This window comes from Pseudomonas sp. PAMC 29040 (assembly GCF_003994535.1).
Taxonomy (GTDB): domain Bacteria; phylum Pseudomonadota; class Gammaproteobacteria; order Pseudomonadales; family Pseudomonadaceae; genus Aquipseudomonas; species Aquipseudomonas paraversuta.
In genome coordinates this window covers 151,037-173,814 of sequence record NZ_RZAA01000006.1, presented here as the reverse complement: position 1 = coordinate 173,814, position 22,778 = coordinate 151,037, and the positions used below count along the sequence as shown (strand labels likewise).

Genomic DNA, 22,778 nt, shown 5'->3' with positions numbered 1-22,778 from the left:
GCCGCGTATGTGACGCGGTCAGATGACTGCTCCGGAGCTTGTATGGCCAACCCTTATCGCGAGATTTTCAGCGCCCCCGGCACCAAGGCTTTCAGCGGTGCGGGCCTGCTCGCCCGCATGCCGATTTCCATGGTCGGGATCGGCATCATTACCATGCTGGCGCAACTGCGCGACTCCTACTGGCTGGCTGGTGCCGTGGCAGCAACCTTTGCCTTGTCCATGGCATTGCTGGCACCGCAGATCTCGCGCTGGGTCGATCAATACGGCCAGGGCCGCGTGCTGCCCGGCATTAGCGCCATCGGCGTGGGGGCGTTGCTGGCATTGCTGCTGTGCAGTCATTTCGCGGCGCCGGACTGGACTCTCTTCGTCTTCGCCGCGCTGGCCGGCTGCATTCCCAGCATGTCGGCGATGGTCCGCGCACGCTGGACCGAGTTGTTTCGCGGCTCGCCCAAACTGCATACCGCGTTCTCGTTCGAATCGGTACTCGATGAGGTGAGTTTTATTATTGGCCCGCCGATTTCCGTGGGGCTGAGCGTAGCGCTGTTTCCCCAGGCCGGCCCTCTGGCGGCCGCCATTTTTCTCGCGATCGGGGTCACTGCATTTGTACTGCAACGCAAAACCGAGCCACCCGTGCACCCGCGCAGCGCCGACAACAACGGCACCGTCCTGAGTCAGGGTGCAGTGATGATATTGCTCCTGGCATTGCTGGGGCTGGGGACGATTGTCGGCACCGTGGATGTGGTCAGTGTTGCCTTCGCCCAACAGCAAGGCCAACCCGCCGCCGCGAGTATTGTGCTGTCGGTGTACGCATTGGGATCGTGCATCGTCGGACTGGTGTTCGGCACGCTCAAGCTGAACATGCCGTTGCCCAAACTGTTCCTGCTGGGTGCGCTGGCCACCGCATTGACCATGGTGCCGCTGATGTGGGCCGACAGCATCGCCACCCTGGCCGGCGCCATGTTTGTCGCCGGGCTGTTCTTCGCCCCGACCCTGATTACCGCCATGGGCCTGGTGGAAAACATAGTGCCGCCGGCCAAGCTCACCGAAGGCCTGACCTGGATGATCACCGGCCTGGGCATGGGGGTTGCCCTGGGCGCCGTGCTTGGCGGCTGGGTCATTGATGCTTACGGTGCCCAGGCCGGGTTTGGCGTATCGCTGGCGGCGGGGAGCGTGATGCTGCTGGTTGCCGTACTGGGTTATCGCTTGTTGCAACGCAGCACCACGGTTCGCCCTAGCCTTTGATGGCGCGCCAGACCTTGCTCACGCCCGCCACCACGGCCAGCACCACCGCGCCGGCAACAATGCCGGCCACGGCATTGAGCAGGGTCGGGACTATGGCCGAGACCACACCCAGCCACTGGGCGCTGCTTGCAGCCACGCCTTCGATCCAGTGATGGGCCGCAGGTACGCCATGGGTGAGGATGCCGCCACCGACCATAAACATGGCCGCGGTGCCGATCACCGACAGGCTTTTCATCATGTACGGCGCAGTACTCAACAAACCGCGGCCGAAACTGCGCTGGAAACCTGACCACACACCGTCACCGGTTTTCTGGCTCAGGTACAGGCCGGCGTCATCCAGTTTGACGATGCCGCCCACCAGGCCATAAACCCCCACCGTCATCACGATGGCGATACCGCTGAGCACGACGACCTGCTGCAGCAACGGCGATTCGGACACGATCCCCAGGGTTATGGCGATAATTTCGGCCGACAGAATGAAGTCGGTGCGTATGGCCCCCTTGACCTTGTCTTTCTCGAAAGCCACCAGATCGACTTCTGCATCGGCCACCGCCTGTTGCAACGCCTGGTGCTTGCCCTGATCTTCGGCCTTGCTGTGCATAAACGGATGGGCGAGTTTTTCAAAACCCTCAAAACACAGGTAAGCACCGCCCAGCATCAACAGCGGCGTCACGGCCCACGGCGCAAACGCACTGATGGCCAGCGCCGCGGGCACCAGAATCAGCTTGTTGCGAAACGAGCCTTTGGCTACCGCCCACACCACCGGTAACTCCCGGTCGGCCCTTACGCCAGAGACCTGCTGCGCGTTGAGTGCAAGGTCATCCCCCAGCACCCCGGCGGTCTTTTTGGCGGCCACTTTGGTCATCAGCGCGACGTCATCAAGGACTGCGGCGATATCGTCGAGCAACACCAGTAAACTACTGCCTGCCATGGGCAAACTTCCCTTCCAGATTGAATGGTGCCAAGCATAGCGCGTGCCAGCCCTCAGGCTGCAATCTTGAGCAGCTCGCAAGCCCGGTGCTACCATGCCCGACCGCCCAACCAGGCAAGGAAATATCGGGTTTATGAGCAGTATCCGCGAGCGTAATAAAGAACTGATTTTGCGTGCCGCCAGCGAAGAGTTCGCTGACAAGGGTTTCGCCGCCAGCAAAACCAGCGACATCGCCGCCAAGGCAGGCTTGCCCAAGCCCAATGTCTACTACTACTTCAAATCCAAGGAGAACCTCTACCGCGAGGTCCTCGAAAGCATTATCGACCCTATTCTGCGCGCATCGACCCCGTTCAATGCCGACGGCGAACCCAATGCCGTGCTGAGCAATTACATACGTTCCAAAATCATGATTTCCCGCGACCTGCCCTTTGCTTCAAAAGTGTTCGCCAGCGAAATCATGCATGGCGCCCCGCACCTGAGCGAGCAGCAGGTGCAATTGTTGAACGTCCAGGCCAAACACAACATTGACTGCATCCAGACCTGGATCGACCGTGGCCAGATTGCGCCGATCGACCCCCATCACCTGATGTTCAGTATCTGGGCAGCGACCCAGACCTATGCCGACTTCGACTGGCAGATCTCGGCCATCACCGGCAAAGCCAAACTGCAAGACAGCGACTACGAAGCCGCGGCCCAGACCATCATCCGCCTGGTGCTCAAGGGCTGTGCACCGGACTGACCACCCCCTGCCCCTGCCCCTGCCCCTGTAGGAGCGAGCTTGCCTCGCGAGCTTTTAAAACAGACGCGAGGCACCTGACTGACCACCCCTGCCCTCTGTAGGAACGAGCTGCCTCGCGAGCCTTTAAAACAGACGCGAGACACAGGACTGCCCACCCCTGCCCCCTGTAGGAGCGAGCTTGCCTCGCGAGCTTTTAAAACAGACGCGAGGCACCTGACTGACCACCCCCTGCCCTCTGTAAGAACGCGCTTGACTCGCGAGCCTTTAAAACAGATCGCGAGACAAGCTCGCTCCTACAACAAGCGGCGAGCCAATAACGGACTACACCGCCACCCCCGCATCCGCCCGCAAGCCCTGGGCTTCTATCGCACTGATGGCGCATTGCTCGTCAATATCCGAGGTATCGCCGCTGATACCCATGGCGCCTATCACCTGCCCCTGAGCATCGCGAATCAGTACCCCGCCCGGCGCAGGCACCACGTCACTCTGGCCCATGCCGTTCAGCGCGGCGAAAAACGCCGGGCGCTGCTGTGCATCCAGCGCCAGCAAACGCGAGCCCTTACCCAGTGCAATCGCGCCCCAGGCCTTGCCAATGGCAATGCTGGGCCGTAGCAGGCTGGCGCCATCTTCGCGCTGCAGCGCCAGCAAATGCCCGCCGCTGTCCAGCACCGCCACGGTCAGTGGGGCGGCGCTTATCCGGCGCCCTGTGTTCAAGGCCTGTGCGGTCAGGTCTAAAGCGACTTTCAAGGTTAAAGCACTCATGGTTGCCGTCCTTATTTTGTTATTGGAAAGCCTTTCGCGCGCCTCTATGGGCGAACTCAATACAACCAATAGAACACAATAAATAATTTATTTGTATACAATTTTTAAATGGAAAACCCTAAATCATTAGGCCTTGTGCCCTATTACAAGGGGGATCGGCTATTACAAACTGATTCTACAAAACCCATTGACCTGCGCACCGGAGCATGAATACACTCGCCAAACAGCCACTTGTATACAATTATAAAACGTAAGAGGCACAAAACGATGAGCAAAATGAGAGCAATCGAAGCCGCCGTTCTGGTGATGCGTCGCGAAGGTGTCGATACCGCATTCGGTATCCCGGGCGCCGCGATCAACCCGCTGTACTCTGCCCTGCAAAAGGTCGGTGGCATCGATCACGTCCTTGCTCGCCACGTCGAAGGCGCCTCGCATATGGCCGAGGGTTATACCCGCACCAAAGCCGGCAACATCGGCGTGTGCATCGGCACCTCCGGCCCCGCCGGGACCGACATGGTGACCGGCCTGTACAGCGCCTCTGCCGACTCGATCCCGATTCTGTGCATCACCGGCCAGGCCCCGCGTGCGCGGATGCATAAAGAAGACTTCCAGGCCGTGGACATCACCAGCATCGTCAAGCCCGTGACCAAGTGGGCAACCACGGTCATGGAGCCGGGCCAGGTGCCTTATGCCTTCCAGAAGGCCTTTTACGAAATGCGCTCCGGGCGTCCCGGACCGGTGCTGATCGATCTGCCGTTTGATGTGCAAATGGCAGAAATCGAATTCGATATCGACGCCTACGAACCGATGCCGCTGTCCAGGCCGACGGCGACCCGGATCCAGGCCGAGAAAGCCTTGCACCTGCTCAACCAGGCCGAGCGCCCGCTGCTGGTCAGTGGCGGTGGCGTGATCAACGCTGACGCCAGTGAACTGCTGGTGGAGTTTGCCGAGCTGACCGGGATCCCGGTCATTCCAACCCTGATGGGCTGGGGCACCATTGCCGACGATCACCCGCTGATGGTGGGCATGGTCGGCCTGCAAACCTCCCATCGCTACGGCAACGCCACCCTGCTCAAATCCGACCTGGTGCTGGGCATCGGCAACCGCTGGGCCAACCGCCACACCGGCTCGATCGATGTCTACACCGAAGGCCGCAAATTCATCCACGTCGACATTGAACCGACCCAGATTGGCCGGGTATTTACTCCCGACCTGGGCATCGTTTCCGACGCCGGCTCGGCGCTCAGGATGTTCCTTGAAGTAGCCCGGGAATGGAAAGCCGCCGGCATCCTGAAAAACCGCAGCGCCTGGCTACAAGACTGCCAGCAGCGCAAAGCCACCCTGCACCGCAAGACCCACTTCGACAACGTGCCGGTCAAACCGCAACGGGTGTACGAAGAGATGAACCAGGTGTTCGGCAAAGACACCTGCTACGTCAGCACCATCGGTTTGTCGCAGATTGCCGGTGCGCAATTCCTGCACGTGTACAAACCGCGCCACTGGATCAACTGCGGTCAGGCCGGCCCGCTGGGCTGGACCATTCCGGCAGCCCTAGGGGTGGTCAAGGCCGATCCGCAGCGCAATGTCGTAGCCCTGTCCGGCGACTACGACTTCCAGTTCATGATCGAAGAGCTGGCCGTCGGCGCACAGTTCAACTTGCCGTACATCCATGTGGTGGTGAACAACTCCTACCTGGGCTTGATTCGCCAGGCACAGCGCGGGTTTGAAATGGACTACTGCGTACAGCTGTCTTTCGATAACCTCAATGCTCCGGAGCTCAACGGCTATGGCGTCGACCACGTAGCCGTCGCCCAGGGCCTGGGCTGCAAGGCACTGCGGGTCTTCGAACCGAACGACATCCAGCCGGCACTGCGCAAGGCTCAAGAGCTGATCAAGGAGTTCCGCGTACCGGTGGTGGTGGAAATCATTCTGGAGCGTGTGACCAACATTTCGATGGGCACTGAAATCAACGCAGTCAATGAATTTGAAGACCTGGCGCTGGTAGGCAACGACGCGCCGACCGCCATTTCGATGCTTGACTGACTGACTGCGCCCCTCTCACTTCGGGGAGGGGCATCCCCTTTTCACAGGAGTTCACCATGCCGCGTTTTGCCGCCAACCTGTCCATGCTGTTCACCGAACAGGATTTCCTTGTCCGTTTTCAAGCGGCTGCCAATGCTGGTTTCCACGGCGTTGAATACCTGTTTCCTTACGACTACAGCTCCGCCGAGATCAAGGCCCAGCTCGACGCCAACAAACTGACCCAGGTGCTGTTCAACCTGCCAGCCGGTGACTGGGCCAAGGGCGAGCGCGGCATTGCCTGCCACCCGGACCGGGTTGAAGAATTTCGCGCGGGGGTCGATCTGGCCCTCGCTTATGCACAAGTCCTGGGCAACGACCAGATCAACTGCCTGGCCGGAATTCGCCCCCAGGGCGTGGCCGAGGCCGAGGTCGAAAAAACCCTGGTCAGCAACCTCAAGTACGCCGCCGACAAGCTTCAGGCGGCGGGGATCAGGCTGGTGATGGAGTCGATCAACACCCTCGACATCCCGGGCTTCTACCTGAACAACACCAAGCAGGCACTGGCCATTCAGGACAAGGTCGGCAGTGCCAACCTGTTCCTGCAATACGACATCTATCACATGCAAATCATGGAAGGGGATCTGGCCCGCACGATGCAGGCGCACCTGCCGCAGATCAACCACATCCAGCTGGCCGACAACCCGGGGCGCCACGAACCCGGCACCGGCGAGATCAATTATCGCTTCCTGTTCGAGCACCTTGACCGTATTGGCTATCAAGGCTGGGTCGGCTGCGAATACAAGCCGCTGACCAGCACCGAAGCCGGTCTTGCGTGGCTCAAAACCCACAACGCGGTTTAAGCGCGACTACGGGTCTTTTGTGGGAGCCGGCTTGCCAGCGATTGGATCACCCGGCGAAAACGGAAACACCGCATCGCTGGCAAGCCAGCTCCCACGGACCTGCATCAGCTGCAAATAAAAACAAGAGGATTTGTCATGGCTAAAATCGGATTTATCGGCACCGGCATCATGGGCTCACCCATGGCCAGCAACCTGCAAAAGGCCGGGCACAGCCTGTTCCTGTCCACCCACCACGGTGCAGCTCCTGCCGATCTGGTGGCCGCTGGCGCGGTCGCCCTGGCCAGCCCGCAAGAAGTCGCCCAGGAGGCCGAGTTCATCATCGTAATGGTCCCGGACACCCCCCAGGTCGAGGACGTGCTGTTCCGCGAGGACGGCATCGCTGCCGGCCTGAGCCCGAACAAAGTGGTGATCGACATGAGCTCGATCTCCCCCACTGCAACCAAAGCCTTCGCCGCAAAGATCAATGCCAAAGGCGCGCAATACCTGGACGCGCCGGTCTCCGGTGGTGAAGTCGGGGCCAAGGCAGGCACCTTGAGCATCATGGTCGGCGGCGACGAAAAGACCTTCGCCCGCGCCCTGTCCCTGCTCCAGAGCATGGGCAAAAACATCACCCTGGTCGGCGGCAACGGCGACGGTCAGACCGCCAAAGTGGCGAACCAGATCATCGTCGCCCTGAACATTCAGGCGGTGGCTGAAGCCTTGGTGTTTGCCGCCAAAAACGGCGCTGACCCGGCCAAGGTTCGCGAGGCCCTGATGGGCGGTTTTGCCTCTTCGAAAATCCTCGAAGTGCACGGCGAGCGCATGATTAAAGGCACTTTCGATCCGGGCTTCCGCATCAGCCTGCACCAGAAAGACCTCAACCTGGCGCTGGCCGGTGCCCGCGAGCTGGGGATCAACCTGCCCAACACCGCCAACGCACAACAAGTGTTCAGCACCTGCGCCGCCCTGGGTGGCAGCAACTGGGATCACTCGGCACTGATCAAGGGCCTGGAGCACATGGCCAACTTCTCGATCCGCGACAAATAAACCTGACGCTGACGAGGCACGAAGGCAGCGATGCGGGCCGCAGGACCGCGCTTGGCGGTTAGCAGTTAACCGCCAAGCGCTCGCAGCCTTCGTGCCCCGGCCGCGACTACCCCCCCTCCGCGTGCCACGGAACTCATCATGGGCTCAAACCAACTCAGTCCTGCATGCCCTGACTGGGCCACCGCTCTGTGCGCGGGGTTCAGTCAGATCTTCCTCCAGCGCCAGCCGCTGTGTGGGGTTTTGTGCTTGCTGGCAATTCTGGTCAGTGCCCCGGGCCTGCTCAGTGGCGCGTTGCTGGGAGGGATTGCCGGGCTCTTGACTGCGCAACGCCGTGACTATCCCAAGGCCGAACGCCAGGCAGGCCTCTATAGCTACAACGGCATTCTGTTGGGCATGTTGCTGAGCCACCAACTGCAATGGTCGGCCCTGTTGCCGCTGCTGATCATCGCCAGTGCCGGCCTGAGTACCATGCTGATTCACCAGTGGCTCAAACGCGCGGCAGACGGGCAAAGCCTTCTGGCCTATACCGCGCCCTTTGTCGGGCTGGGCTGGATCCTGCTGCACCTGCACAACCCGCCGGCCCAACCCCTGAATCACGACCTGCCACTCAATGGCCTGACCCTGGGTCTGGCCGTGCTCAAAGGCATTGGCCAGGTCATGTTGCTGCAACACCCCGTGGCCGGGTTGCTGATTGCGCTCGGGCTGTGGCTGAGCAGTTGGCGGGCCGCAGGCTGGGCATTGGCGGGATCGCTGGCAGGTCTTTTATTCAGTCTGTATCAACAGGACACCAGTGCCGCGCTCAGCGGGCTCGGCGGCTACAACCCGGTGCTGGCCGCCCTGGCCCTGAGCCAGCAGCGACGTCGACCCTGGCTGCCATTGATCGGTATCGTCGTGACCCTGATCCTGACCCCCGGATTCATTACCCTGGGGCTGCCCCTTTTAACCGCTCCATTTATTCTCGCCTGCTGGCTGGTGCATTCCAGTGTGCGGGTACTCAGGCCCGCCGCGGCGAAATCCGAAGAGCAATGCAGGTTGCGCATTGAGCGTTAATCCTTGAACCTTCTGTCATTTAAGGCTCGAGCAACCTACATGAATAACAAGGATTGGCGTCAACGCCTGTACGTCATGGTCTTTCAGGCTGACACGCCTGCCGGGCGGCGCTTTGACACCACGCTGTTACTGATCATTCTGTGCAGCCTGGTGGTGGTGGTGCTCGACAGCATCAACAGCATTCACCGCGACTACGCCGATCTGCTGGCTTACATCGAGTGGGGTTTCACCTTTGTCTTTGCCGTGGAGTACGGCCTGCGCCTGTATTGCTCACCCAGGCCCCTGCGCTATGCCTTCAGCTTTTACGGGCTGGTGGACCTGCTGGCGATCGTACCCGGCATTCTGGCGATTTATTACAGTGACGCGCAGTACCTGCTGATCATCCGCATCATCCGCATGCTGCGCATCTTTCGGGTGCTCAAGCTGGTGCCGTACCTCAGCCAGGCCAACTACCTGCTCTCGGCCCTGCGGGGCAGCAAACAGAAAATCATCGTTTTCCTGGTCGGTGTATCGACCCTGGTGACCGTGTTCGGCACCTTGATGTATGTGGTTGAAGGCCCGGAGAACGGCTTTACCAGCATTCCTGTGAGCATCTATTGGGCCATCGTGACCCTGACCACTGTGGGTTACGGTGACATCGTGCCGCAAACCGTCCTCGGGCGAGTCATCTCGGCCATGGTCATGATCACGGGCTACTCGATTATCGCCGTGCCAACCGGTATTTTTACCGCCGAACTGGCCAACGCCATGCGCGGCGAGCAACTGCAGCACGACTGCCCGGCGTGCAAGAAACAACGTCACGAACAGTCCGCCTCATTCTGTTCACGCTGCGGCAATGCTCTATATGCTAAAAATGCATAACCAAAGTGCTTTTTAATCTTTTAAGACCTATGCGGCAGCGACTATAGTCGCTGGCAATTTGCCCCTATTGCTCCCTATAACAAGGAATGCGCAGTGAAAAAACTTTTTAGTGCCTCAATCCTGGCCGCTGGCCTGGCCCTCGGCAGCATTGCCCATGCAGCCACCCCGCCGCCATTGCTAAACGTGTCCTACGATGTGATGCGCGATTTCTACAAGGACTACAATGCCGCGTTCCAGAAACACTGGGAAGCCGAGCATGGCACCAAGCTCAATGTGCAAATGTCCTTTGGCGGTTCGAGCAAACAGGCCCGATCAGTGATTGATGGCCTGCCGGCTGACGTGATCACCATGAACATGGCCACCGACATCAATGCCCTGGCTGATAATGGCCAGCTGGTTCCGCAAAACTGGGTGACCCGCCTGCCGGACAACAGCGCGCCTTTCACTTCGGCCACCGTGTTTATTGTGCGCAAAGGCAACCCCAAAGCCCTGAAAGACTGGCCGGACCTGCTCAAGGATGGCGTGCAAGTGATAGTGCCAAACCCGAAAACCTCGGGTAACGGCCGCTACACCTTCCTTTCGGCCTGGGGCTATGTTCTGAAGAACGGCGGCGATGAAACCAAGGCCAAGGAGTTCGTCGGCAAACTGTTCAAGCAGGCTCCTGTACTGGACACCGGCGGCCGTGCAGCCACCACCACCTTTATGACCAACCAGATCGGCGACGTGCTGGTGACCTTCGAAAACGAAGCGGAAATGATCGCCCGCGAGTTCGGTCGCGACCAGTTCGAAGTGATCTACCCGAGCGTATCGGCCGAAGCCGAGCCGCCAGTGACCGTAGTCGACAAGGTGGTGGACAAAAAAGGCACCCGCGCAACGGCCGAAGAATATCTGAAGTACCTGTGGTCTCCTGAAGGTCAGGAAATCGCCGCCAAAAACTACCTGCGTCCACGGGACCAGGCAATCCTGGCCAAGTACAACGACCGCTTCCCGAAAGTCGATTTCCTGTCGGTTGAGAAAACCTTCGGCGACTGGCGCGACGTGCAGAAAAAGTACTTCAACGACGGTGGCGTGTTCGACCAGATCTACAACGGTCAATAACCCCCACCCACGAGCTGGTCTGCAGGAGCGAACTTGTCTGTAGGAGCGAGCTTGCTCGCGAGCTTTTTCAACGCCACAACGAAGAGCTCGCTCCTGCAGGTTGGTTGGCAACCACCTCAAAGCTGTACAAAAACACAGTAAAAACAGTTGCCCTTCAGCCATTCTCTGCCATGCTGTGCACCTTCTGTGCGGCATGATGAATGAGTGGAGCTATGCGGCTGTTTCTGTGCGAAAAACCTTCCCAGGCCAAAGATATTGCGGCCGTGCTCGGTGCCAGCCGACGCGGTGATGGCTGCTGGGTGGGCCCCGCTGTCACCGTCACCTGGTGCATCGGTCACTTGCTCGAAACCGCCCCGCCCGATGCCTACGACGAGCGCTACAAGCGCTGGGTGCTGGCCGATCTGCCGATCATTCCCGAAAAGTGGAAAATGCGCGTCAAGCCCAAGACCGCCAGCCAGTTCAAGGCCGTCAAACGCCTGCTCGGCGAAGCCAGCGAACTGGTGATCGCCACCGACGCCGATCGCGAAGGTGAAATGATCGCCCGTGAACTGGTCGAGCACTGCCGCTATCGCGGGCCGATCCAGCGCCTGTGGCTGTCAGCCCTGGATGACGCGTCTATTCGCAAGGCCCTGGCCGCCCTCAAGCCGGGCAGCGAAACCTTTAACCTCTACCACTCGGCCCTGGGCCGCTCGCGGGCCGACTGGCTGATCGGGATGAACATGAGCCGCCTGTTCACCCTCCTCGGGCGCCAGTCCGGCTATCAGGGCGTACTGCCGGTGGGCCGGGTACAAACCCCCACCCTGCGACTGGTGGTCGACCGCGATCGCAGCATCAGCGACTTCGTACCCGTGGCTTACTGGGCCATCGACGTGCAGCTCAAACACGACGGGCAGTTGTTCACCGCACAGTGGCGGGCCGATCCCGACACCTGCGACGAACAGGATCGCTGCCTCAATCAGGCCCATGCCCAGCAGGCGGCCGACGCCATCAACAGCGCCGGCAGTGCCCGGGTGAGCAAATTGCGCACCGAACGCATGCGGGAAGTCGCGCCACTGCCATTCGACCTCGGCACCCTGCAAGAAGTGTGTTCGAAAAAGCTCGGCCTCGGCGCCCAGGAAACCCTCGACATCGCCCAGGCACTGTACGAAACCTACAAGGTGGTCACCTACCCGCGCAGTGACTGCGGTTACCTGCCGCAAAGCCAGCACAGCGAAGCAGCATCGATTCTGGCAGCCCTGCAACAGGCCGACCCGAGCCTGGCACCGCTGGCCGGACACCTCGACCCGCAACGCCGCTCCCGGGCCTGGAACGACGCCAAAGTCAGTGCTCACCACGGCATCATTCCTACGGCAGCGGCGAAAAACCTGGAACGCCTGACGGGCAAACACCGTGCGGTGTATACCCTGATTCGCGCACGCTATCTGGCACAATTCCTGCCCAACCACGAATACGATCGCACCCAGGCCGACTTCGATTGCGCCGGCCAGGCCCTGCGGGCCGTGGGCAAACAAATTGTCGAAGCCGGCTGGAAACGCGCCCTGCCCGAGGCCCTGGCTCCGGCCAGGGGTCGCGAAGCTGCGGCCCCGCAACCATTGCCGATTTTGCGCGAGGGTCTGGACTGCGCCATTGCCAACGTCCACCTCAAAGACCTGTGGACCCAGCCACCCAAGCCTTTCACCGAAGGCGACCTGATCAAGGCAATGAAAAACGTCGCCAAACTGGTGCAGGACCCGCTGTTAAAACAAAAGCTCAAGGACACCACCGGCATCGGCACCGAGGCCACCCGCGCCGGGATCATTCAGGGGCTGCTGGATCGTGGCTACCTGATCAAAAACGGCAAGGCCCTGGCCGCCACTGCGCCGGCCTTCAGCCTGATCGATGCGGTGCCCCGCGCCATCGCCGACCCCGGCACCACTGCCATCTGGGAACAAGCGCTGGACATGGTGCAAAGCGGTGAAATGACCCTGGAGACCTTCGTCGCCAAACAGGCGGCGTGGATGAGCAAACACATCGCCCGCTGCAGTGGCATGACCATGACCATCAGCGGCCCGGCCAGCCCGGCGGGCATGGCGCCGGCGTGGAAGAAAAAACGTAAGGCAGCGCCCGCCAGGGCAAAGCCAAAGCGGGCGGTGAAAGCTAAAAGCACTTGAGCCGGCGGCTGCCGGTCAAAGCGTCAGCGAGCCGTTGATGCAGGTCACTGCGGCACCGCCGACCCAGATATCGGCGCCGACTTTCTCAATCGATACCCGCCCTTCCCGGCCCATGGCCGTGCCCTGGCTGGCCACATAGCGCGACGGAGCAATACCCGCGCCAATCAACCATTGCGCCAGCCCGGCATTCAGGCTGCCGGTCACCGGATCTTCCGACATGCCGTCACCGGCAACGAAGGCACGGACTTCAAATTGCGCTTCAGTGCCGTCGCGCTCGGGGTTCCACGGGGCGACTACGCCGACCACCCGATTATGCAACTGTGAAAAGTCCGGCTTCAGCGCCAGCACCTGTTCGCGATCGCGCAGCAGCAACCCCAGCCAGCCGGGACCATTGTCGATCCAGCGGGCCTGCACCACCGCCCGGGTGTCGATCCCCAGGCCACGGCAGATGCGCTGCAGCAGGTCGTCATCCAGGGCTTCGTCGCGCAGCAGAGGCGGTGCAGTGAAAGCCAGCTGTCCATTCTGGCGACGAACCCGGATCAGGCCCACGGCGCATTCCTGGATGATTTCTTCACCCCGCGGCTTGCCACCTGCTTCCAGCCAGGCATGGCAACTGCCCAACGTCGGGTGCCCGGCAAAGGGCAGCTCCCTGAGGGTGGTGAAAATCCGCAGGCGGTAATCTGCTTCCGGGTTTTGCGGTTTGAGGACGAAAGTGGTTTCACTGAGGTTGGTCCAGCGCGCAAAGTCGGCCATTTGCTGATCGCTCAGACTGTCCGCGTTCAACACCACCGCCACCGGGTTGCCTTTGAGGGCAACCGTGCTGAAAACATCCACTTGTTTGAATTCAAATTGGCTCACTGCGACCTCCTGTTTTCGAATAAATCGCAGCCTACCATGGCCCCCCGCCCTGTAGGGGCGAGCTTGCCCGCGAGCTTTTACATCGCAGCAACAAAAAGCTCGCGAGCAAGCTCGCTCCTACAGGGTCAATGGCAAACCGGTATCATCGCTGCAGATTTAACTCAGGAGCACAGCATGACTGCACGTACCTTCCTCATCACTGGTGCCAGCAAAGGTATCGGTCGCGCCCTGGCAACCTGGCTGGCGCAAGCTGGGCATACCGTGGTGGGCATCGCCCGCAATGCCGATGACCCGAGCTTTCCCGGCACGCTGGTGGCGCTGGATCTGGCCGACCGCGAACGCAGCGCCCAGGTGCTCGGGGAACTCAGCGAACGCATTGCGTTTGACGGGCTGGTGAATAACGTAGGGCTGGTTCGCCCTCAAGCACTGGGTGAAATCGATCTGGATGCGTTTGATGACGTAATGCGGGTCAACCTGCACTCGGCGCTGCAAGCCACCCAGGCTTTGCTGCCGGGGATGCAGGCACGGGGCTGGGGCCGGATTGTCAATATTTCCAGCCTGACGGTGCTGGGCATCGCTCAACGCACCGCCTATGCCGCGGCCAAAGCCGCACTGGTCAGCTTCACCCGTTCGTGGGCACTGGAGCTGGCGCAAAGCGGGATCACCGTGAACGCCGTGGCCCCGGGCCCTACCGAAACCGAACTGTTCCGTGCCAATAACCCGCCGGGTTCGGCAGGCGAAGCCCGCTATCTGGCCGGAGTGCCGATGGCACGTCTGGGACAACCCGAGGAAATTGCCTCGGCAATTGCCTTCCTGCTCTCGGAGAACAGCGGCTTCATCACTGGCCAGACCCTGTTTGTCGACGGCGGTGCCTCGGTAGGCAAGGCCGCGTTTTAATGCGCATGCGGGCAAGCGCACGGCACTTGCCCGCACCACGGAACGATTTACACCAGGTCGGTACCGTCACGTCTGGCCTTGCGCATATCGCGGTACACACTGACGCACAGGGTGATCATCACGCCCGCCGCTATCACCGGCCAGATCATTACATAAAGGGTTAACGCGTAGCTGGACATGGGGAATCTCCTTGTTCAATTGCAGGTTTATCCAAGGTTTCGGGCACAGGGTTGTAGTGGAAGGCCACCACACGCTCATTGATGCAGTCGAAATCAAAGTTTTCGTTGGACAGCAAACTCACCAGTACACAGACCACGGTACTGATGCCGTAGGCAGTGAGTGAACTGAGCAAAACCGGGTAGTCGCGCAAGAAGCCGAAGGCAAAGGGTGCAAGCACCAGAAACGCCAAGCCGCCCAAGGTGAATCCGACCTTGCGTCCGAAGAAACCAAAGGCCATCAAACCTATGACTACCCCGCCACCGACCGATGCAAAGAGTTCGAAGAACAGGGCCACCACTCCCTGCAGTTCCAGCAGTTCGAAGCGCGCCACCAGAAACATGACAAAACCGGCAATGGCCGCACTGGTGAAGGCGGCATTGGTGATGCGCCCCCAGTACAGGCTGGCGATTACCGGGAACACGATGGCTCCCCACAGTGCGCCGACAAAAATCAGCATGGTCAGGATGTCCAGCTTGAGACTGGCGAAAACCACCGCGAGCATCGTCGCCACCACCATGGTCATGCGCCCGACGAACAACATGGTTTTAGGATTGGGTTTGCCCTTGGCCATATTTTTGCCATAGACGTCGGTCATCACCAGTGCCGACAACGCCGACAGATCCGAATCGGCAGTGGACGACAGCGAGCCAATCACCATGATGAAAAACAGCCCGACCGCAAAAGGTGGCAAGTAGGTCGAGGCCATCTGCGGGATCAGGTTGTTAAGGTCGCCGTCCACCGGTTGCACACCGGCCAGCAATGCCAGAAAACCCAGCATGCCAAGGCCGATCACGATCGAGGCATAGCCGATGGTAGCCGTGACAAAGGTCGATTTCATCAGGTCTTCACGCACCGCGAACAGCCGCTGGGCGATGGTCTGATTACCAATGGCATACGCCAGCACCGCGACAAAATAGGGGGCGCCCTGTTCCAGAATCGCGGTTTTCGAGTAAAAACTCGCTTGTTCGGCAGAAATATTCGGCATGCCCCGGGCAAATAATTCCGGGCCGCCGAGCTGGAAGAAAATAATCGGAATAATCACCACGGCCGCGAAGATCATGGCGATCAACTGACCGAAATCCGTCAGCACCGAAGAGCGAAAACCCGACCAGATGGTGTAGCCCAGAATCCCGAAGCCTGCGATCAAGACCCCGTGGATAAAGCTCAAGGGCGAGAGTACCGCCACCAGCGCCCCGGCGGCGGTGAAGTTGACCATCAGGCTGATCATGCTCCCGACAATATTGGAGCCCGCCAGAATCATCTGGCTGGAGCGCCCGTGCCGGGCATGCATGATTTCCGCCAGGGTATGGGCCTTGGGTGCCAGCTCGCGAAAACGCCGGCCGAAGGGGTAGATAAACAGAATCATCAGCGCGCCCCAGAAGCCGTAATGCAGCGCCCCCGAAAGACCGAACTTGTAGCCGGAGCTGGCAGCGGCATAGAACGAGGCCGCCCAGATCCAGGTGGCGGTCATGCTGGCAGCCGCCATGCCGAAGCCAATGGAATTATTGGAGACCATATAACCATCGACGTTTTCGTCCTTGCGCCCGACGCGCAACGACACCAGAAAGGTCAGGCCATAGAAACAGAACAGAAGCAGCAACACGGTGGGGGTGGAAAGTTGAAACATTCCTTTCTCCTTTTTATGTGCGCCACAGTCGTCACAGTCGCAACGAAAGGCCGATAAAGGCAGGCGCAAAACAACCCGGGTTTCCTGACAGGCAGGCAGCGACGGACAGCGGTCCGCTGGGTTGTTTTCATGAAGGCTGACAAGGGACGGGACGCAAAGGGCGACCCAGGTCCAAAGGTAAAGCGTGCGCCAGCACGTTGAACCCTGTGCTTGCAGCAATGGCCGGCAAGAGCCGGAAGATGAGTCGGTATCCAAGGCACAAGGCCTGACACCGACAGCCGGGAATTATAACAGGCTTGGGGCGGGGATTGCCGGTTGCAGTCCCATAAACAAAAACGGCGACCCGAGGGCCGCCGTTACTACATCACTTGAACTGCCGGCTCAACCCCGGCGGAACACCGCTGGTGTCGGTCTCTTCCCACGGGCCATTGGGGCTGACTGCCCGGCTCCAGCCATTGTCCCAACGGTAGTAGGCACGCTGGCGATAGAAGATGTTGGTCTGGTCATCCAGCACATAGACCCCCATGCGCGCATCCCAATGGCTCGGGCCACCGGGTGGCGGCGCGAAGGTGGCCGAAGTCCGCGGCAGCGGCTTGGGCGGCTTGGGGATGGGCATGTCCGGCAACGGCTGACCCGAAGGCTGCGGCGCCGGTTGCGGAGCGGGTGTCGATGGCGCCGAGGGTTCATAGGGCTGATGAACCGCACAGGCACTGAGGCCTAAAACCAGACTGAGCACAGTGATGCGTACAAGGACGGCCATGGATAATTCTCTTGTCATTGATTGCCCTGCAGGAGCGAGCTTGCTGGCGAGCTTTTCGTTGCCGCTTTGAAAAAGCTCGCTCCTGCGGGTTCCCGGTTATTTGTCCGGACTGTCGATGGTCAGCTGTTGCAGCTGCGTGGTGCTGCTGGACAGCGGTTTGCCCCGCCCTATCCACTCGCCGGCTGTTGGCTGGCCGGCGCGGGAGATGCGTGCCATGAGTTGGACTTCAGGAAAGTTGGACAGTTTCAATTGCGGCATCATTGCGTCGACATCACCCAGTTCAACGGTGATCGGCAGGTCGGCCACGGTCACGCGCTTGACCGCCAGGGGTGCCGGCGGGCCTGAGACTGCACGGGCGAAGATGAAGACGCTGTCACCCGGCAGGACCTGGGCCTTGACTGCATCAGCCAGATCGACACTGACCTTGATCGAAGCCCGGGCCTTGGCCGCAGGGGCCTCTTCGACTTTGCCACCACTGGCCAGCAACTGCTGACGAGCACGTTCGATGCCGCCTTCCAGCGCTTCACGGGACTTGTCACCCTGGGGCAGCTCGTTGAGCAGACGCTGCCAATAGGTGATGGCTTCCTGATAACGCTTGCCTTCAAAGGCGGCGATACCCAGCAGACCGAGGCTGGTGACTTCTTTCGGATCGGCCTTCAGGGCTTCATCGGTCAGCGCCTGGGTCTTGTCGCTCCACTGTTTGTCATCGGCAAAGTACTGCGCCTGGGCCCACTGACCCAACAACTCCGGCTGACGGCCGGCCAGGGCCACGGTGCGCTCAAACACTTTGGCGGCGTCGGCCGGGCGGTTTTGCGCCATATAGGCACGCCCCAGGAAATACAGGCCTTCGGCCGAGTCCGGCTGCGCTGCCGCAGCACGCTCCAGGCGCGCGACCATCTCTTCAAGGGATTGCGGCGGTTGCGAGAATTCGCGGGTCAGCTCGACTTTATCGCTGGAGCCATAGTGCAGGTACAGGCCCAGACCCAATACCGGAACCATGATCGCTGCCAGCAGTGGCAAGGCTTTGCCCAGGCTGGAAACCCGCGCCGGGGCCACGCCTTCAGTGTCTGCCAGCAATTCCCGGGCGGCTTCGGCACGCCCGGCTTCCAGCTGCCCGGCGTTCAATACGCCCTCTTCAAGCTGCTGCTGCAATTCAGCCAGACGCTCCTGATACAACGCTACGTTGAGCGCGGTACGGTCTTCTTCACGCTGGGCACGACGCCCGCGCAGTACCGGAATCAATAAAAAACTGAGGGCAATGAGTAGCAGCAAGCCTGCTGCGAGCCAGAAATCAATCATCTTTGGTTTTATCCAGCAAAGTGTCGAGGCGCTGACGCTCTTCGACAGAAAGTGTGTCCGAGCCTGCAGCCTGCGGGGCTCGACGACGGCGACCGACAATCACCCCGATCAGCACCAGGCCACCGAGCAGCAAGGCGAACGGGCCAAACCAGAGCACTGCGGTCTTGCTGGTCAGGGCCGGCTTGTAGAGCACGAAATCGCCGTAGCGCGCGACCATGAAGTCGAGGATTTGCTGGTTGTCCTTGCCCTCGCCCAGCATGCGGTAGATCTCGCGCCGCAGGTCAGTGGCGATCGGTGCATTGGAGTCGGCAATGTCCTGATTCTGACACTTGGGGCAACGCAGTTCCTGGGTCAGCTCACGAAAACGCGCGCGTTCGGCATCATTGGCAAACTCATAGGTATCGATGGCCCCCTGGGCCACGCCGCTCAGGGCCAGGCCCAGGGCTGCTGCCGCTAACCAGCGCTTCATGGCTTGGCCTCGTCAACCAGCGCCTGATAGCGGCTGGCCAGTTGTTCGCGCCAAACGGTTTCATCGATCACACCGACAAACTTGTGGCGAATGATGCCCTTGCTGTCGATCAGGAAGGTCTCGGGCGCACCGTACACCCCGAGGTTCAGGCCCAGGGAGCCGTCTGCATCGTTGATGTCCAGCTGGTAGGGATTGTGAAAGTCCTTGAGCCATTTTTTGGCGTCGGCATTCACGTCCTTGTAGTTGACGCCGTAAATCACCACACCCTGCTCGGCCAGTTTGGTCAGCACCGGGTGCTCGACCCGGCACGAAATACACCAGGTGGCCCACACGTTGACCAGCGCCGGCTTGCCCTTGAGGTCGGCCTCGGTCAGGGTCTTGTCACCCTCGACCGCTGGCAGGCTGAATGCCGGGAACGGCTTGTCGATCATTGCCGAGGGCAATTCGGTGGGGTCCAGGTACAGGCCTCTGTAGAGAAACCACGCCATGCCCAGAAATACGGCCAGCGGAACCAGCATCAACCAGCGCTTCATACGGTGGCTCCTGTCATGCCCAATGCTTCACGCACGCGGCTTTTAACCTTGACCCGATAACGCCGGTCCATCGCTGCCAGCAAACCGCCAAAGCCTGTGAGCAGGCCGCCGAACCAGATCCAGCGCACGAACGGTTTGACATGCACCCGTACGGCCCAGGCACCGTTATCCAGCGGTTCACCCAGTGCTACATAGAGGTCACGGGTAAAGCCGGCATCGATCCCGGCTTCGGTCATCATCGAGTTCTGCACCGTGTACAAACGTTTTTCCGGGTGCAGCACGCTGACTTCCTTGCCGTTACGGATCACCCGTACCGTGCCTTTGTCCGATGTGAAGTTGGGGCCCTGGTAGTGCTTGGCACCTTCAAAAATGAAGTGATAACCACCCAGCTCCATGGACTCGCCCGGCGCCAGACGCAAGTCGCGCTCGGCACTGTTCTGGCTCGACAACACCACGCCCAGCGCGCAGACCGCAATCCCCAGGTGGGCGATCTGCATGCCCCAGTAGCTGCGGGTCAGGCTGCGCATGCCTTTGATCAGGCCTTTGTGACGGGTTTTGTCGCCAATGTCGCGCACCCCGGCCAGCAACACCCACGCCGCCAGCATAAAGGTGGTGATCACCGCCCAGTTGAAGTCGCCATAGGCTACGCCGGCAATCGCCGCCAGCGCCGCACTGCCCAGCAGAACCGGGGTCAGCATGCTCAGCAGCCATTTGACCGGAGTGTCTTTCCAGCGCACCAGCATGCCGACAGCCATTACCACCATCAGCAAGCCCATCAGTGGAATGAACATGGCGTTGAAATACGGCGGGCCGACCGACATCTTGGCGCCACTGATGGCATCCAGAATCAGCGGATACAAGGTGCCCAGCAGAATCATCGAAGCGGCCACCACCAGCACCAGGTTATTGCCCAGCAGCAAGGTTTCGCGGGACCACAGCTTGAAGCTGACGTGGCTCTTGACCACCGGTGCACGCAACGCAAACAGGGTCAGCGAACCGCCTACGACAAACAGCAGGAAAATCAGGATGAACACCCCGCGCTCGGGGTCGGAGGCAAACGCGTGGACCGACGTCAGCACGCCGGAACGCACCAGGAAGGTCCCCAGCAGGCTCAACGAAAAGGCGGCAATCGCCAGCAACACGGTCCAGCTTTTGAACACTCCGCGTTTTTCGGTCACGGCCAGCGAGTGAATCAGCGCTGTGCCCACCAGCCATGGCATGAACGAGGCGTTTTCTACCGGGTCCCAGAACCACCAGCCGCCCCAGCCAAGCTCGTAATACGCCCACCACGAACCCAGGGTGATACCGATACCGAGAAAGGCCCAGGCAACGATGGTCCACGGACGCGACCAGCGGGCCCAGGCAGCATCCAGCCGACCGCCGAGCAAGGCGGCAATGGCGAAGGCAAAGGCCACCGAGAAACCGACATAGCCCATGTACAGCATCGGCGGGTGAACGATCAGACCGATGTCCTGCAGCAGCGGGTTAAGGTCATTGCCGTTTGCAGGAATTTGCGGAAGCAGACGTACGAACGGATTCGAAGTCATGATCAGAAACAGCAGGAAGCCGATACTGATCATGCCCATGATCGCCAGCACCCGGGCCAGCATCACTTGCGGCAACTGGCGCGAGAAGATCGACACGGCGAAGGTCCAGCCCCCCAGAATCATCGCCCACAACAGCAGCGAACCTTCGTGGGCGCCCCACACGGCGCTGAACTTGTAGTACCAGGGCAGCGCGCTGTTGGAGTTGCTCGCCACGTACGCCACCGAGAAATCATCACTCATAAAGGCGTAGGTCAGGCAACCGAACGAAAACAGCAGGAAGGCAAACTGGCCCCAGGCGGCAGGTTGCGCCAGGCTCATCCACAACTTGTCGCCGCGCCAGGCACCCAGCAGCGGCACGATGGCCTGCACGATGGCAAAGCACAGGGCCAGAATCATGGCCAGCTGGCCCAATTCAGGAACAAACAGTCCAAACGTCATTACTTAACCCTCTTTAGCCGGTACAGGCGCGGACTGGCCACTTTCATTCAACGCTTTGGTCACTTCGGGCGGCATGTATTTTTCGTCGTGCTTGGCCAGCACTTCATCAGCCACCACCACACCCTGGGCGTTGAGCTTGCCCAGGGCGACGATGCCCTGCCCCTCACGGAACAGATCCGGGAGGATGCCGCGATAAGCGATGGTTACGGACTTGTTGAAATCGGTGACCACGAACTGCACGTCCAGCGAGTCGCCAGAGCGTTTCAACGAACCGGCTTGCACCATGCCGCCGGCACGAATGCGGGTGTCCAGCGGGGCTTCGCCATTGGCGATCTGAGTCGGGGTGTAGAACAGGTTGATGTTCTGCTGCAGGGCACTCAAGGCCAGGGCAACGGCAATGCCTACCCCCACCAGAATTGCCAGGATGATGATCAAACGTTTTTTGCGCAGCGGATTCACTTCGAGTTCTCCCGGCGCAAACGACGCGCCTCTTGTTGCAGATAACGCCGGCGCGCCACAATCGGCAGCGCTACGTTCAACCCCAGCACTGCCAGGCAAATGCCATAGGCCGACCAGACATATACCGCGTGATGGCCCATGGCGATAAAGTCGCCGAAAGACGCAAAGCTCATCGTCCACCCTCCAGCGCTTTCAATACCAGGGCCTTGACCCAGCTACTGCGGGCCTCGCGTTTGAGTACTTCGAGGCGCATGCGCAACAACAGCACGGCGCCAAAGAAGCAATAAAAACCCAGCACCGTCAGCAGCAATGGCAACCACATTTCCATCGGCATGGCCGGTTTTTCGGTCAGGGTGAAGGTCGCGCCCTGATGCAGGGTGTTCCACCACTCGACCGAGTATTTGATGATCGGGATATTGATCACGCCGACAATCGCCAATACCGCGCAGGCCTTGGCCGCGCTGTCGCGATTGGTGATGGCATTGCCAAGGGCAATGAGGCCGAAGTACAGAAACAGCAGGATCAGCATCGAGGTCAGGCGAGCATCCCACACCCACCACGAGCCCCAGGTCGGCTTGCCCCAGATCGCACCGGTGAGCAGCGCCACGGCGGTCATCCAGGCACCGATGGGCGCTGCGCACTGCAGGGCCACGTCGGCGATTTTCATCTTCCAGACCAGGCCAACCACGCCGCACACCGCCAGCATCACATAACAGGACTGGGCCAGCATCGCCGCCGGCACATGGATATAAATGATCCGGAAGCTATTGCCCTGCTGGTAGTCGGGCGGCGCAAATGCCAGGCCCCAGACTACCCCGCAGGTAATCAGCAGCGCTGCCGCAATGCTTAACCAGGGCAGCAGGCGCCCGCTGATGGCATAGAACCATTTGGGCGAGCCGAGTTTGTGAAACCAAGTCCAGTTCATCACGCT

Annotated in this window: 23 protein-coding genes; 10 read left to right on the top strand and 13 right to left on the bottom strand. The window is 60.4% G+C overall.

The genetic code is table 11. The annotated features are described in order from the left end of the window. Positions 1–42: 42 nt before the first annotated feature. Positions 43–1,242 carry an MFS transporter gene (locus WG29040_RS12950; protein ID WP_003441954.1) on the top strand — a complete coding sequence of 400 codons (1,200 nt, stop codon included), beginning with the start codon at positions 43–45 and terminating at the stop codon, positions 1,240–1,242. Here WG29040_RS12950 and WG29040_RS12945 read toward each other — a convergent pair. Beyond that, positions 1,232–2,173, bottom strand: a complete 942-nt coding sequence (locus WG29040_RS12945; RefSeq protein WP_003441952.1) for a DUF808 domain-containing protein — start codon at positions 2,171–2,173, stop codon at positions 1,232–1,234. The genes WG29040_RS12950 and WG29040_RS12945 overlap by 11 nt on opposite strands. A gap of 133 nt (positions 2,174–2,306) precedes the next feature. Here WG29040_RS12945 and WG29040_RS12940 point away from each other — a divergent pair, with 133 nt between their 5' ends. Beyond that, positions 2,307–2,912 carry a TetR/AcrR family transcriptional regulator gene (locus tag WG29040_RS12940; RefSeq protein ID WP_003441950.1) on the top strand — a complete coding sequence of 202 codons (606 nt, stop codon included), beginning with the start codon at positions 2,307–2,309 and terminating at the stop codon, positions 2,910–2,912. Between the two features lie 321 nt (positions 2,913–3,233). Here WG29040_RS12940 and WG29040_RS12935 read toward each other — a convergent pair whose 3' ends face one another. Further along, complete coding sequence (locus tag WG29040_RS12935; protein ID WP_003441948.1) at positions 3,234–3,674, bottom strand: heme-binding protein; 441 nt, start codon at positions 3,672–3,674, stop codon at positions 3,234–3,236. 267 nt (positions 3,675–3,941) lie between these two features. Here WG29040_RS12935 and gcl point away from each other — a divergent pair, with 267 nt between their 5' ends. The 7 genes from gcl (at position 3,942) to WG29040_RS12900 (ending at position 12,741) form a co-directional block, all read left to right on the top strand. Beyond that, positions 3,942–5,717, top strand: coding sequence for a glyoxylate carboligase (gcl, locus tag WG29040_RS12930; RefSeq protein ID WP_010656420.1), 1,776 nt, complete (start codon positions 3,942–3,944; stop codon positions 5,715–5,717). 56 nt (positions 5,718–5,773) lie between these two features. After that, positions 5,774–6,556: a hydroxypyruvate isomerase gene (hyi, locus tag WG29040_RS12925; protein WP_003441941.1), complete on the top strand. Its 783-nt coding sequence runs from the start codon at positions 5,774–5,776 to the stop codon at positions 6,554–6,556. Positions 6,557–6,691: 135 nt separating this feature from the next. Next, positions 6,692–7,582: a 2-hydroxy-3-oxopropionate reductase gene (locus tag WG29040_RS12920; RefSeq protein WP_003441938.1), complete on the top strand. Its 891-nt coding sequence runs from the start codon at positions 6,692–6,694 to the stop codon at positions 7,580–7,582. A gap of 138 nt (positions 7,583–7,720) precedes the next feature. Further along, on the top strand, positions 7,721–8,632 hold the full coding sequence (locus WG29040_RS12915; protein ID WP_127196243.1) for an urea transporter: 912 nt from the start codon (positions 7,721–7,723) through the stop codon (positions 8,630–8,632). Between the two features lie 39 nt (positions 8,633–8,671). Next, positions 8,672–9,493 carry an ion transporter gene (locus tag WG29040_RS12910; protein WP_003441923.1) on the top strand — a complete coding sequence of 274 codons (822 nt, stop codon included), beginning with the start codon at positions 8,672–8,674 and terminating at the stop codon, positions 9,491–9,493. A gap of 93 nt (positions 9,494–9,586) precedes the next feature. Further along, on the top strand, positions 9,587–10,591 hold the full coding sequence (locus tag WG29040_RS12905) for a sulfate ABC transporter substrate-binding protein (RefSeq protein ID WP_003441920.1): 1,005 nt from the start codon (positions 9,587–9,589) through the stop codon (positions 10,589–10,591). 212 nt (positions 10,592–10,803) lie between these two features. Next, positions 10,804–12,741 carry a DNA topoisomerase III gene (locus tag WG29040_RS12900; RefSeq protein WP_127196242.1) on the top strand — a complete coding sequence of 646 codons (1,938 nt, stop codon included), beginning with the start codon at positions 10,804–10,806 and terminating at the stop codon, positions 12,739–12,741. A gap of 15 nt (positions 12,742–12,756) precedes the next feature. Here the strand turns inward: WG29040_RS12900 and WG29040_RS12895 are convergent, their stop codons facing one another. Beyond that, positions 12,757–13,599: a PhzF family phenazine biosynthesis protein gene (locus WG29040_RS12895; RefSeq protein ID WP_003441918.1), complete on the bottom strand. Its 843-nt coding sequence runs from the start codon at positions 13,597–13,599 to the stop codon at positions 12,757–12,759. Positions 13,600–13,773: 174 nt separating this feature from the next. On the opposite strand from WG29040_RS12895, the gene WG29040_RS12890 reads away from it, so the two are divergent. Next, the gene (locus WG29040_RS12890) at positions 13,774–14,496 is read left to right on the top strand and encodes an SDR family oxidoreductase (RefSeq protein ID WP_127196241.1); all 723 of its coding nucleotides are present in this window, start codon (positions 13,774–13,776) and stop codon (positions 14,494–14,496) included. A gap of 47 nt (positions 14,497–14,543) precedes the next feature. Here WG29040_RS12890 and WG29040_RS24450 read toward each other — a convergent pair whose 3' ends face one another. From WG29040_RS24450 to WG29040_RS12845, 10 genes are all read right to left on the bottom strand, one after another. Continuing rightward, the gene (locus WG29040_RS24450) at positions 14,544–14,675 is read right to left on the bottom strand and encodes a putative transporter small subunit (protein ID WP_003441916.1); all 132 of its coding nucleotides are present in this window, start codon (positions 14,673–14,675) and stop codon (positions 14,544–14,546) included. Beyond that, positions 14,657–16,342: a sodium:solute symporter family protein gene (locus WG29040_RS12885; protein WP_127196240.1), complete on the bottom strand. Its 1,686-nt coding sequence runs from the start codon at positions 16,340–16,342 to the stop codon at positions 14,657–14,659. The genes WG29040_RS24450 and WG29040_RS12885 overlap by 19 nt, the downstream gene beginning before the upstream one ends. A gap of 364 nt (positions 16,343–16,706) precedes the next feature. Then, the gene (locus tag WG29040_RS12880; protein ID WP_003441914.1) at positions 16,707–17,102 is read right to left on the bottom strand and encodes a hypothetical protein; all 396 of its coding nucleotides are present in this window, start codon (positions 17,100–17,102) and stop codon (positions 16,707–16,709) included. 96 nt (positions 17,103–17,198) lie between these two features. After that, positions 17,199–18,401 carry a c-type cytochrome biogenesis protein CcmI gene (gene ccmI, locus WG29040_RS12875; protein ID WP_003441913.1) on the bottom strand — a complete coding sequence of 401 codons (1,203 nt, stop codon included), beginning with the start codon at positions 18,399–18,401 and terminating at the stop codon, positions 17,199–17,201. Then, a complete protein-coding gene (locus WG29040_RS12870; protein WP_003441910.1) occupies positions 18,394–18,870 on the bottom strand; it encodes a cytochrome c-type biogenesis protein in 477 nt (158 codons plus the stop codon). The genes ccmI and WG29040_RS12870 overlap by 8 nt, the downstream gene beginning before the upstream one ends. Continuing rightward, positions 18,867–19,403 (bottom strand): DsbE family thiol:disulfide interchange protein, encoded by a 537-nt coding sequence (locus WG29040_RS12865; RefSeq protein ID WP_003441908.1) that lies wholly within the window; start codon positions 19,401–19,403, stop codon positions 18,867–18,869. Before WG29040_RS12865 ends, WG29040_RS12870 begins: the two co-directional genes overlap by 4 nt. Beyond that, entirely contained in the window at positions 19,400–21,388 is a 1,989-nt protein-coding gene (locus WG29040_RS12860; protein WP_003441907.1) for a heme lyase CcmF/NrfE family subunit, read from the bottom strand. The genes WG29040_RS12865 and WG29040_RS12860 overlap by 4 nt, the downstream gene beginning before the upstream one ends. A gap of 3 nt (positions 21,389–21,391) precedes the next feature. After that, positions 21,392–21,847, bottom strand: coding sequence for a cytochrome c maturation protein CcmE (ccmE, locus tag WG29040_RS12855; protein ID WP_003441905.1), 456 nt, complete (start codon positions 21,845–21,847; stop codon positions 21,392–21,394). Beyond that, positions 21,844–22,020 (bottom strand): heme exporter protein CcmD, encoded by a 177-nt coding sequence (gene ccmD, locus WG29040_RS12850; RefSeq protein ID WP_003441903.1) that lies wholly within the window; start codon positions 22,018–22,020, stop codon positions 21,844–21,846. Before ccmD ends, ccmE begins: the two co-directional genes overlap by 4 nt. Next, a complete protein-coding gene (locus WG29040_RS12845; RefSeq protein WP_177412974.1) occupies positions 22,017–22,775 on the bottom strand; it encodes a heme ABC transporter permease in 759 nt (252 codons plus the stop codon). The genes ccmD and WG29040_RS12845 overlap by 4 nt, the downstream gene beginning before the upstream one ends. Positions 22,776–22,778: the final 3 nt, after the last annotated feature.

Coding starts and splice junctions, on each gene's coding strand:
- WG29040_RS12950 (WP_003441954.1), top strand. CDS start 43: ATGGCCAACCCTTATCGCGAGATTTTCAGCGCCCCCGGCACCAAGGCT.
- WG29040_RS12945 (WP_003441952.1), bottom strand. CDS start 2,173: ATGGCAGGCAGTAGTTTACTGGTGTTGCTCGACGATATCGCCGCAGTC.
- WG29040_RS12940 (WP_003441950.1), top strand. CDS start 2,307: ATGAGCAGTATCCGCGAGCGTAATAAAGAACTGATTTTGCGTGCCGCC.
- WG29040_RS12935 (WP_003441948.1), bottom strand. CDS start 3,674: ATGAGTGCTTTAACCTTGAAAGTCGCTTTAGACCTGACCGCACAGGCC.
- gcl (WP_010656420.1), top strand. CDS start 3,942: ATGAGCAAAATGAGAGCAATCGAAGCCGCCGTTCTGGTGATGCGTCGC.
- hyi (WP_003441941.1), top strand. CDS start 5,774: ATGCCGCGTTTTGCCGCCAACCTGTCCATGCTGTTCACCGAACAGGAT.
- WG29040_RS12920 (WP_003441938.1), top strand. CDS start 6,692: ATGGCTAAAATCGGATTTATCGGCACCGGCATCATGGGCTCACCCATG.
- WG29040_RS12915 (WP_127196243.1), top strand. CDS start 7,721: ATGGGCTCAAACCAACTCAGTCCTGCATGCCCTGACTGGGCCACCGCT.
- WG29040_RS12910 (WP_003441923.1), top strand. CDS start 8,672: ATGAATAACAAGGATTGGCGTCAACGCCTGTACGTCATGGTCTTTCAG.
- WG29040_RS12900 (WP_127196242.1), top strand. CDS start 10,804: ATGCGGCTGTTTCTGTGCGAAAAACCTTCCCAGGCCAAAGATATTGCG.
- WG29040_RS12890 (WP_127196241.1), top strand. CDS start 13,774: ATGACTGCACGTACCTTCCTCATCACTGGTGCCAGCAAAGGTATCGGT.
- WG29040_RS24450 (WP_003441916.1), bottom strand. CDS start 14,675: ATGTCCAGCTACGCGTTAACCCTTTATGTAATGATCTGGCCGGTGATA.
- WG29040_RS12885 (WP_127196240.1), bottom strand. CDS start 16,342: ATGTTTCAACTTTCCACCCCCACCGTGTTGCTGCTTCTGTTCTGTTTC.
- WG29040_RS12880 (WP_003441914.1), bottom strand. CDS start 17,102: ATGGCCGTCCTTGTACGCATCACTGTGCTCAGTCTGGTTTTAGGCCTC.
- ccmI (WP_003441913.1), bottom strand. CDS start 18,401: ATGATTGATTTCTGGCTCGCAGCAGGCTTGCTGCTACTCATTGCCCTC.
- WG29040_RS12870 (WP_003441910.1), bottom strand. CDS start 18,870: ATGAAGCGCTGGTTAGCGGCAGCAGCCCTGGGCCTGGCCCTGAGCGGC.
- WG29040_RS12865 (WP_003441908.1), bottom strand. CDS start 19,403: ATGAAGCGCTGGTTGATGCTGGTTCCGCTGGCCGTATTTCTGGGCATG.
- WG29040_RS12860 (WP_003441907.1), bottom strand. CDS start 21,388: ATGACGTTTGGACTGTTTGTTCCTGAATTGGGCCAGCTGGCCATGATT.
- ccmD (WP_003441903.1), bottom strand. CDS start 22,020: ATGAGCTTTGCGTCTTTCGGCGACTTTATCGCCATGGGCCATCACGCG.